The sequence below is a fragment of the Congregibacter sp. genome (assembly GCF_045107095.1).
Classification (GTDB): domain Bacteria; phylum Pseudomonadota; class Gammaproteobacteria; order Pseudomonadales; family Halieaceae; genus Congregibacter.
The window spans coordinates 1-9,850 of the sequence record NZ_JBGCFU010000028.1; the positions used below are offsets into that span (position 1 = coordinate 1).

Consider the following 9,850-nt stretch of genomic DNA (forward strand, 5'->3'; position numbering starts at 1 on the left):
ACGATACCGACGCATCGGCCACCCCGACTGGGCAGCCTTTCATCACGATTTGTATCGCGCTGTGGGGCGGGGTCGCTTTGCGGTAATGGAACAACAGCCGGGACCCGTTAACTGGGCAGAGTCCAATGCACAGCCTTTAGAAAATGCACCGGCATTTTGGGGAATGGAAGCGATAGCCCATGGCGCGGAGTTTGTGAGCTACTTCCGCTATCAACAGCTACCCCGTGCACAGGAGCAGATGCACGCGGCTTTAAGGCTGCCAACAGGAGAGGCCGCGCCCGCGTGGGGTCCCGTGAGCAGACTGGCCAAAGAGCTACGAAGCCTTTCGCCGAGCACCGCTTCCCAAGCTCCTATCGCACTGCTCTTTGACTACCCGTCGTGCTGGGCCAGTACGATCCAGCCCCATGCACCCGGTATGGACCAACTGGAGAGTGCCTTTCATTACTACAGCGCTGCGCGCGCACTGGGGCTGGATCTCGACATCGTCCACAGCGAATCAGAACTGGAAGCTTATGAACTTTTAATTATCCCGGGTACGATCATGGTAGATGGGGCGTTCGTAGCGCGAGCCAAAAATGCAGGAGTAAGCTGCCTCATTGGCGCTCGCAGCGGTTCCAGAGATGAGCATTGTGGACTACCAGAAACCCTGGCTCCCGGTGCACTACAGGACCTCATCCCTCTGCGCGTACTCGCGGTAGACAGTATGCGCCGCGGCGCTGTGCGCTCCTTTAGCTACCAAGGAAACAGCTACGAGGCGCGTCGCTGGTATGAGTCTGTGGATTCGACTTTAGAGCCACGGATGCGCTGTGACGACAATGCAGGCCTTTGGTACAGCACCGACAATCACCACTACATCAATGCTCACGTACCCACCGCGTTCCTCACTCAGGTAATGCGGGAAATGCTCTCGGCTCGAGGCCTTGAACCTAAACATCTCCCCAATAGTTTGCGTGTTCGCACCCGAGGATCACTGACTTTTGTCTTTAATTTTTCGCCAGAGAGTCAACGCTTTGAACAGGAAGGTGCAAACTGCCTTATCGGCACGAGCAACTTAGCTCAAGGTGACTACGCGGTATGGCAAAGCGCCCGTGAGTGAGTCCGTGACCGATCCTTTAAAAGCCCTTTTCGACCCCTTGATTCAGGTGCTTGAGCAGCGCTGTGACAGCAAAGCTGTTTGGGCTGCCGCAGCACCGGGCCGCGTGAATCTTATTGGCGACCACACAGACTACTCCCAAGGTTTCGCCTTACCCATGGGCCTTAACCTCTACACGCTGATAGTGGCCTCTCCACAAACAGATAGCCCTGATGTAATTCGCATTTTCAGCGCGCAGGAGGGTGATGCAATACTGCGGCTTGGGTGTGCTGGATCTCCCACGGGAGACTGGACCGACTATCTTCTGGGCGTTCTAACACTCTACGAGCGACGCGGCGTAAAGGTCCCTGCACTAGATCTCGTTGTTGGGGGCAACCTCCCCTTGGGAGCGGGTCTGTCCAGCAGCGCGTCACTCGAACTGTGCTTCGCCGCGCTGATCGAAGCGGTCACTGGGCATATCCTCCCGAAAAAAGACAGAGCTCTCCTTTGTCAGCAAGCGGAAAATGAGTTCGCGGGAGTCCCCTGCGGCATTCTTGATCAGTTTGCTGTGAGCTTTGCAAAAGAACATACCGCGATGCTCCTCGACTGTCGCGAACAGAGTATTGAAAACATCCAACTACCCAGCCACGTTCGCATAGCGATTGTGGATTCCGGTGTACGACATGCGCTGGCAGATGGCGGCTATGCCGAGAGACGCGCCCAAATTGAAGAGGCACAAGAAGTGTTGGGTAAGTCCCTCCGGGATACAGATCAAGAAAACCTGAATCTATTATCGGACGCTACGGTGAAAAAACGCGCGCAACATGTGCTTAGTGAAAATAATCGCGTGCAGTCATTCGTGACCGCATTAGAAAAAGACGATATCGAAACAGCGGGACAACTGATGTACGCCAGCCATGAAAGCCTGTCCCGTGACTTTGCTGTTAGCTGTCAGGAACTAGACACACTGGTAGACGCCGCTCGGGACGCCGGAGCACTTGGCGCGCGTATGACCGGCGGCGGATTTGGTGGATCCATGGTAGCTTTTGTAGCCCACAACAACGCCAAGGTCTTCGAGATGAGTATCACCCAACGCTTTAAAGCCGCTGGGTACGGCGAGCCTGTGATCCGCTGGGTAAGCGCAGCTTCTGGCGCCCAGGCGTGGGACTGGATATGAGCGTACATCCCCATCGTCGCTATAACCCGCTATCCGATCGCTGGGTACTGGTGTCTCCTCAAAGAGATCAGCGCCCCTGGCAAGGACAGGTAGAAGACACTCCAAATCCCGAACCACCCTATAGTGAAGACTGCTACCTCTGTCCCGGTAACGAGCGCGCAGGAGGCAAGGTAAATCCTGACTATTCGGGTGTTTATGTGTTCGACAATGACTTTCCCGCACTGCTCACAGATTCAGAGTTTGCGGATTCAGAAGTTGCCGACGACGAACTATTCCTTGCTGCGAGAGTTCAGGGGCGCTGCCGAGTGATTTGCTATAGCCCAAGACATGACTTAACGCTTGCCCGTATGGAAGAGAGACAGCTACTGGCTGTGATCGAAACCTGGGTAGACGAGACGCGCAGCTTAGGCGAGCAGTTTGAACACGTTCAAATTTTTGAGAACCGCGGCGCAACGATGGGTTGCTCCAACGCCCATCCCCACGGACAGATCTGGGCTCTGGACGCCCTGCCCAGTGAAGTCGCGGTCGAGAAGCGACAACAATCGCTGTACCTTCAAGAGAACGGCAGCTCATTACTTCTTGATTACGCGCTCAAGGAGCAAGCCAAAGCTGAACGCGTCGTGTGTGGCAACGAACACTGGATCGCCGTAGTCCCCTGGTGGGCCACCTGGCCCTTTGAAGTCTTGCTGCTACCACTGAACCCAGTTGCCGCAATGCCGGATCTGACATCGGCACAGCGCCAGTCGCTCGCCTCGGTTTTACAGCAACTTCTTGGTGCTTATGATGCGCTGTTCTCTGTCCCATTTCCCTACTCCATGGGCTGGCACGGATCCCCCTCCTCGACTGATGACGCCTCATGGCAACTGCATGCACATTTTTACCCGCCTCTACTGCGCTCCGCGACGGTGCGCAAACATATGGTGGGGTTTGAGATGCTAGGCGAATCACAACGAGATTTAACTCCCGAACGTGCAGCAGAGCAGTTACGCAAGGTCCTATCATGAACACACAGTTCGTCGTCTTTACCGCGATCACCGCTGCGATAGCCGTATTCACTTACTTACAGTGCCGTAAGGCGCCTCGGAGTGGCGACGACAATGCCGAGTACTTTTTGGCCGGCAAGACACTCTCCTGGTACTTCATTGCGGGCTCTATCACGCTCACGAACCTAAGCACTGATCAACTGGTTGGAATGAATGGCAACCAGATGCTCTTGTTGGCCTGGTGGGAGCTGGCTGCTGTAGTGGGCCTCCTTATATTGGCTTTCGTCTTTGTACCGATCTACTACCGCTACAACTGCACGACAACCACAGAACTCCTTGAAAAGCGCTACGGAAAACAGTCTCTGCGCTCTCTGGTTTCCATTTTGTTTCTACTAGGCAACATTTTTCTGTACCTACCCATCATGCTCTACACAGGTTCGTTGTTTCTCAAGTCCATGTTTGGACTTGAGGCATCAACTTTAACTATTGCCTGCGCGCTAGCCGCCCTCGGATCATCCTACGCGATCTTCGGCGGCCTTCGGGCGGTAGCAGTCTCTGACACGCTGAGCGGTATTGGGCTGCTGAGCCTGAGCCTTCTCGTCGTGTGGCTATCTTTGGATGCTATCAACTTTGACTTTTCAGGTATCCCCGCTGAACGACTCACGCTCATTGGCGGCCCCGACTCACCAATTCCGTGGACGACGTTGTTCACCGGCATGCTGTTCATTCAGATTTTCTACTGGAGCACCAATCAGACGATCACCCAAAGAGCGATGGCCGCGCCGACAGTGAAAGAAGCACAGAAAGGTGTACTAGCCGCGGCGGGCATTCGACTATTGATAGTGCCTGCGATCATCGTTATTCCCGGCATTTGCGCCTACAAACTGTATGGGGACATTGGAGACGCCACCTTTGGAACTCTGGTTGGTGATCTACTGCCCGGCTGGTTATCGGGAACCTTCGCGGCAATGATGGTTGCTGCGGTACTTACGAGCTTCAACAGCGTTCTAAATTCTTCCTCCACGCTCTACGTTATTGATCTTCATGAGCCCTATGTAAACAAAGGAGCCAACGTGCATCGCCTCAACGTGCTGGTATCTATCGCATTTGTTGCCTGCTCTTTGTTACTCGTACCCATCTACGACGGTGCGGAGAGCATCATCAACCTGGTGCAACAGCTAAACGGCCTACTGAGCATGCCCATTCTCTCTGTGTTCATAGTGGGGCTTGTTTTCAGTGGCGTGGCCGCAGGTGCTGCAGGCATAGCCTTGGTAAGCGGCGTCGCTCTCTACGCTGTGTTCTCCTTTGTCTGGACGCCCATTCACTATATTCACCTCATGGCAGTTACTTTGTTCTTCTGTATCGCTGTCGCCCTACTCACCAACCGCTTTGTTTTTAATGGCGAGGCAAAGCTGTCTTTTGGAAAGGCGATCCCCGCTTGACCCTTAGTCGCCTTGATGCCGGCGCGAGTACTTTGGTGCTCGATTGCGGCGGTGAGCAACTGTCCCTGTGTTATCTCGGCAGTCGCTTACCTGGACATCTCGACCTCAATGAAATCCCAAGACTCATAAAGGCACCTACGCCTCATGGCGAGCTGGATTGCGAAGTGATCGCCGAAGGCTTTCCGACAATGGATGGGCAGTCTTCTGCACACCCGGCACTCGTGGCGCGCAGGAACCATCATGCCTTGCTAACCCAGCTGCGCGTATTCAACTCCGTAGCAACAGAGTCCACGCTAAAAATTGAACTTCGCGACGATCAGGCAGCAGTGGAGCTACAGATCGAATTTCGCAGTACCGCCTCTGGCGTTTTCTCAAGTCGGTGCACTATCGTTAATACCGCTAGCGATACCGATCTGCATGTCGACTGGCTCGCGTCCGTGCATCTCCAACTTCCCGCATCGTATAAAGACCTAGAGCGCTATGGGGGATTTTGGGCCAATGAACTTCTGCGCGAGCGTATAGCACTTGGTCAACATGCGATCGAGACCGGCAGCACTCGAGGCCGCAGCTCCCACCAGAACTTTCCCACGCTTGTCTGCGGCGAAAGCGGATTCAGCGACGAGCAAAAGAGCGTGTTACTCGCAACGCTGGAGTGGAGCGGTAATCACAGGCTGCGCGTCGACCCCTCCCCTGCGTTCGGCCACAGCCTGCAGGCAGGTGTCGCACTACAGCCCGGGGAACTTAAACTTACCCCCGGTGAGCAATGGCAAAGTCCATCCGCACTTTTTGCCCTCAGCGACCGTGGGATTAACGGAATACGTCAGCAATTCAAGCAGTACTGGTTTCATCGTAAAGGTACGGGTATCGGCGCTATTAGGCCCGTGCACTTCAACAGCTGGGAATCCAGCTACTTCTCCCACGACGCTAAAAGCACCCTTGCCCTCATTGATGCCGCGCATGCACTCGGTGCGGAACGCTTTGTGCTGGACGATGGGTGGATGCAAGGGCGCAATGACATTGGTCGTGGACTGGGGGATTGGACCCCCTGTTCAGAGCGCTATCCCTCGGGCCTGGGGCCTATTGCAAGGCATGCGCAGAGCCTCGGACTGTCGTTTGGAGTGTGGATCGAGCCGGAAATGGTGACCATGGACTCTCAGGTCGCTCAACAACATCCGGACTGGATCATAAGTGCGGAAGGGTATGCGCCGGTATCGGGGCGCAGACAATACTTACTCAATCTGTGCGTACCCGATGTGCATGAACACATCCTTCACTGCCTCGATCGACTTGTGAAAGACTGTGATCCCAATTATCTGAAATGGGATATGAACAGAGATTACGCCCAAGTCGGTTTTGGAGGCACCTCGACTCCCTATGCAATGACGCTCGCTTGGTACGCGATTCTTGCGGAATTTCGCGCTCGTCATCCTACTATTGCCATTGAGTCCTGTGCTGCTGGCGGAGCCAGAACCGATGCGGGCGCCCTCGCCCATTGCGATCGAATCTGGCCCAGCGACAGCATGGACCCGTTGCAACGCTTCCTGATCATGAAGCACGCCAACACGGTGTTCCCTCCACAGCTATTGGGCACCCATGTGGGCGCCAGTCCGTCCTCAACATCTGGCGCGAAGCTTCCCCTATCGACACGCTGCATTATCGCGTTACTGGGGCATATGGGACTGGAACTCAATCCCAAAGTACTCAGCGACAGCGATCAATCAACGCTACGACGCTGGACGACATTCTACAAGGCTGAACGAAGCAGCCTCGCGAACGCCGATTTTCACTATCTGGATGAATTAGAACCCGGCCTGGAATCGCTGCTGGTTTACAACAACGACGACAGTCGAGGCCTGCTGTTTGTTCTGCGAAGAGCCTATCCTGCACACGCGCAGCCACCCACTGTTCGGCTACCATCGTGTGTTGCAAACACTCGTTTTGATCTGGAGTTACTGAATCCTGAGGATGCTGACTTCGTTCAGCTCAGCAACGACTGGCATCGCGGTGGTAAAGTGTCCGTGTCTGGTGACACCCTGCATCAGGTCGGCCTGAAAACGCCTTTCCTGCGCTTTGGGCACTGTGCTCTCATTCAGTTGCGGCCGAATCAAGACTGGTAACTTAACGCTCAAGGGAAGTAATCATGGAAACCAATACCTTACGCACCGCCCAGGTCGCCGCCGGCCTGCTCTTGGCTCTGGCGATCACACAGGCGATCTACACCGCTTTGTACATAGCAGAGCTCAAGGTGCCCCGGCATTTGCTTTGGGGAATCGAGGGCCTGCTATTTACAGTTCTGGCAGCCTACGCAGGTGCGGGCATGGTGCAGACCAAAAGTTTTCATGTGGGATGGTCGGCCATTGCATTCAGCGCCGTGCTCAATGTCGTGCAAGTCAGCGTTGGTCTCACGATGTTCGGACCCTTTCGTGAAGCTGCAGGTCAAGTCGAAGGACTGGCACCAGCCGCCGGAGCCGTGGTTGCCTTCTCCTTCATGGTTTATTACGCGGCAAAGCTGCTGCTAGGTCTCGCCGCGATCATTTTCGGCATGGCGAAGCTAAAAGCGGGCGCTGCAGCATTAGGGGGCTTAACAGCGGCTCTTGGGGCTGTTGCCTTGGTAGCTAATGGAGCCGTGATTGTGCTGGGACGTGACGGGTTCATGCCGTCCGCCGTCGCCGGCGGATCCGGAGTTGCAGCGACATTACTGCTGGCACTGTGTCTAACCAGCGCCGCGCGAGGCTAGAGTCGTGCACAACATAACGCCAGGGCAGCTGATCACGCGACTCGTCGTCTACTATGCGATTTTATTGTCAGTGATCGCGGCGCTGTTGCTCGCTAACTCAGAAACATTGCTGTACATGCCCTTCAGCGGCAACGACGCCCACGATCGAAAAGACTTTGAGGTTACAGAGACCTCGGTCCGGCTGCCACGGGAGTTACTGGATACCAGCACCGCGTCAGGATCGATCACTCCCGAGGTGTTCTTCACATCGATACTGTTCCTGACCAGCACGCTGATAACAACAATTCTGGTGATGATTCCCGTGACCTGGACCTACACCGCCACCCGCTTCGACGCAGGACCGTCCAAGGCATTCGTGCGAGCGCTCATTCTGTTACCCATAGCGGCAACAGCAGTCGTTTTGTTGATTCAGAACAGTCTCGCATTGGCCTTCGGCCTCGCCGCGCTTGTGGCGGCGGTGCGCTTTAGAGTCAGTCTTCCTGAAGCGATTGATGGTATCTACATTTTTGTTGCTATCTGCGTCGGATTAGCAGCGGGCGTCGGTTTTATGGGCGTGGCGCTCGTCATGACCCTGATCTTCACTCTCACCAATGCAGTTCTTTGGCTCATCGACTATGGGCGTAATCCCATCGATGACGCCCGCCATGATGCGGCCGCAGCGAAACTAGCGAAGCGTTTGCGAGAGTAAGGAGCGCGGCCTATCGGGGAGCGTTTGATGCTTCCATGAAAGATTAGAAAGCATGTGGACTGCAATGCAAGCCTTCCTCTAACACTCAACAAAGTTGACGGGTACCGCAAGTACGTTCACAGCCAGACCACCCCGAGCAGTTTCTTTGTATTTATCCTGCATGTCACGACCCGTATCGCGCATGGTTTTGATGACCTGATCCAGGGAAACATAATGCTCACCGGAGCCTCTGAGGGCCATACGCGCCGCGGAAATAGCTTTGATAGCCCCCATCGCATTTCGCTCTATGCAAGGCACTTGGACAAGACCACCGATGGGATCGCAGGTCAAACCGAGGTTGTGCTCCATCGCAATCTCAGCCGCGTTCTCTACCTGAGCCGGTGTGCCCCCCAGCGCATCCGCTAAAGCCGCTGCGGCCATTGAGCATGCAGACCCTACTTCGCCTTGGCAGCCTACTTCAGCGCCAGAAATAGAGGCATTGATCTTGTAAAGGATCCCGACGGCAGCGGCGGTTAGCAGATAACGGCAGATATCGTTCTCGCTACTACCCTGACAGTGCGTCAGGTAGTACTTGAGCACTGCGGGAATAATGCCCGCTGCTCCATTGGTGGGCGCAGTGACTATCCGACCACCCGCAGCGTTCTCTTCGTTCACCGCAAGCGCATAGAGAGTCACCCAGTCCATGGTGTTTAACGAGGGATCCCCAAAGTTATTGGATTGACTCTTCAGTTGGCGGTGCAACTGCGCCGCGCGCCGCCGCACCTTAAGACCGCCGGGCATAATGCCCTCGGTACCGCACCCGCGTTCGATACAGGCGTCCATGACCGACCACAACTCCAATAAGTTGCTGCGAATCTCATCTTCACTACGCCAAGCCTTTTCGTTCTCCATCATTAATGCACTTATAGACAAACCATGCTCTCGACATTGCGCGAGAAGCTCGTCCGCTGTGCTAAAGGGGTAAGGCAACGGCCTAGGGTCGTCGACAATAAGCTCCTCCCCTGAAGCTGCTGACTCATCTACAACAAAGCCGCCACCCACAGAGTAGAAAACACGAGTCATCAGCGTATCCGCATCCGCATTCAACGCCGTAAAGCGCATGCCGTTCGCGTGATAAGGCAGTGACTCGCTACGATGCATAATCAAATCATCGCGGTAGCTGAAGGCAATTGTTTTGTTGTTCAGTAAGGATAGCTCCTGGGAATTCCTCACTCGATCGACGTGGGTGGCGATGCTATCTACATCAACGGTGTCGGGAAGCTCACCCATCAGACCCAGAATTATCGCCTTGGGTGAACCGTGGCCAGCGCCTGTCGCACCTAAGGAACCAAAGAGCTCCACCTTTAAACCAGACACTGAGTCAAGAACGCTCTCGTCCCTCAGTTCCACGACAAAACGATTTGCGGCGACCATTGGCCCGACGGTATGAGAGCTCGATGGGCCTATGCCCACCTTAAACAAGTCGAAGGCGCTGACACTCACGTTACAACCTCAAAAACTTCCGGAAGATATTTTATCAAGGTCATAGCATTAACTATCGTCGTTAAGAATCTGGGCAAACATACGAGGGTCAACATTACCTCCACTGAGCATCACCGCCACCGATTGGTAGCGTGCATCAAGTTTACCGGAGAGCAGCGCCGCCAGCGCCACAGCTCCGCCAGGCTCTACAACCAGCTTTAGCACTCTAAAGGCGTAGCGCATCGCCGCTTTAACCTCCGACTCTGATACCACAAGCCCTCCCGCTAGGA

The 9,850-nt window shown here is 55.0% G+C and carries 8 protein-coding genes and 1 pseudogene; 7 read left to right on the forward strand and 2 right to left on the reverse strand.

The window, feature by feature from the left end; all coding sequences use genetic code 11:
• From AB8B76_RS05530 to AB8B76_RS05560, 7 genes are all read left to right on the forward strand, one after another.
• Positions 1-1,096: beta-galactosidase (locus AB8B76_RS05530; RefSeq protein WP_405271016.1), on the forward strand; the 1,096-nt coding region annotated here is incomplete at its 5' end.
• Positions 1,089-2,249 carry a galactokinase gene (gene galK, locus AB8B76_RS05535; protein ID WP_405271017.1) on the forward strand — a complete coding sequence of 387 codons (1,161 nt, stop codon included), beginning with the start codon at positions 1,089-1,091 and terminating at the stop codon, positions 2,247-2,249. The genes AB8B76_RS05530 and galK, both read left to right, overlap by 8 nt.
• A complete protein-coding gene (locus tag AB8B76_RS05540; RefSeq protein WP_405271018.1) occupies positions 2,246-3,253 on the forward strand; it encodes a UDP-glucose--hexose-1-phosphate uridylyltransferase in 1,008 nt (335 codons plus the stop codon). Before galK ends, AB8B76_RS05540 begins: the two co-directional genes overlap by 4 nt.
• Positions 3,250-4,674 carry an SLC5 family protein gene (locus tag AB8B76_RS05545; protein WP_405271019.1) on the forward strand — a complete coding sequence of 475 codons (1,425 nt, stop codon included), beginning with the start codon at positions 3,250-3,252 and terminating at the stop codon, positions 4,672-4,674. Before AB8B76_RS05540 ends, AB8B76_RS05545 begins: the two co-directional genes overlap by 4 nt.
• Entirely contained in the window at positions 4,671-6,791 is a 2,121-nt protein-coding gene (locus AB8B76_RS05550; RefSeq protein WP_405271020.1) for an alpha-galactosidase, read from the forward strand. The genes AB8B76_RS05545 and AB8B76_RS05550 overlap by 4 nt, the downstream gene beginning before the upstream one ends.
• A 23-nt stretch (positions 6,792-6,814) precedes the next feature.
• Entirely contained in the window at positions 6,815-7,411 is a 597-nt protein-coding gene (locus tag AB8B76_RS05555; protein ID WP_405271021.1) for a thiamine biosynthesis protein ThiC, read from the forward strand.
• Positions 7,412-7,415: 4 nt separating this feature from the next.
• Entirely contained in the window at positions 7,416-8,099 is a 684-nt protein-coding gene (locus AB8B76_RS05560) for a DUF4956 domain-containing protein (RefSeq protein ID WP_405271022.1), read from the forward strand.
• Positions 8,100-8,177: 78 nt separating this feature from the next.
• On the opposite strand, the gene AB8B76_RS05565 is transcribed toward AB8B76_RS05560, so the two are convergent.
• Together AB8B76_RS05565 and AB8B76_RS05570 are read right to left on the reverse strand one after the other, a co-directional pair.
• Positions 8,178-9,581: an L-serine ammonia-lyase gene (locus tag AB8B76_RS05565; protein WP_405271023.1), complete on the reverse strand. Its 1,404-nt coding sequence runs from the start codon at positions 9,579-9,581 to the stop codon at positions 8,178-8,180.
• Between the two features lie 48 nt (positions 9,582-9,629).
• A pseudogene (locus AB8B76_RS05570) lies at positions 9,630-9,850 on the reverse strand (pyridoxal-5'-phosphate-dependent protein); the annotation flags it as partial.

Excerpts from the sequence above, each read along its gene's own strand:
- AB8B76_RS05540 (WP_405271018.1), top strand. The coding sequence starts at position 2,246 with ATGAGCGTACATCCCCATCGTCGCTATAACCCGCTATCCGATCGCTGG.
- AB8B76_RS05555 (WP_405271021.1), top strand. The coding sequence starts at position 6,815 with ATGGAAACCAATACCTTACGCACCGCCCAGGTCGCCGCCGGCCTGCTC.
- AB8B76_RS05545 (WP_405271019.1), top strand. The coding sequence starts at position 3,250 with ATGAACACACAGTTCGTCGTCTTTACCGCGATCACCGCTGCGATAGCC.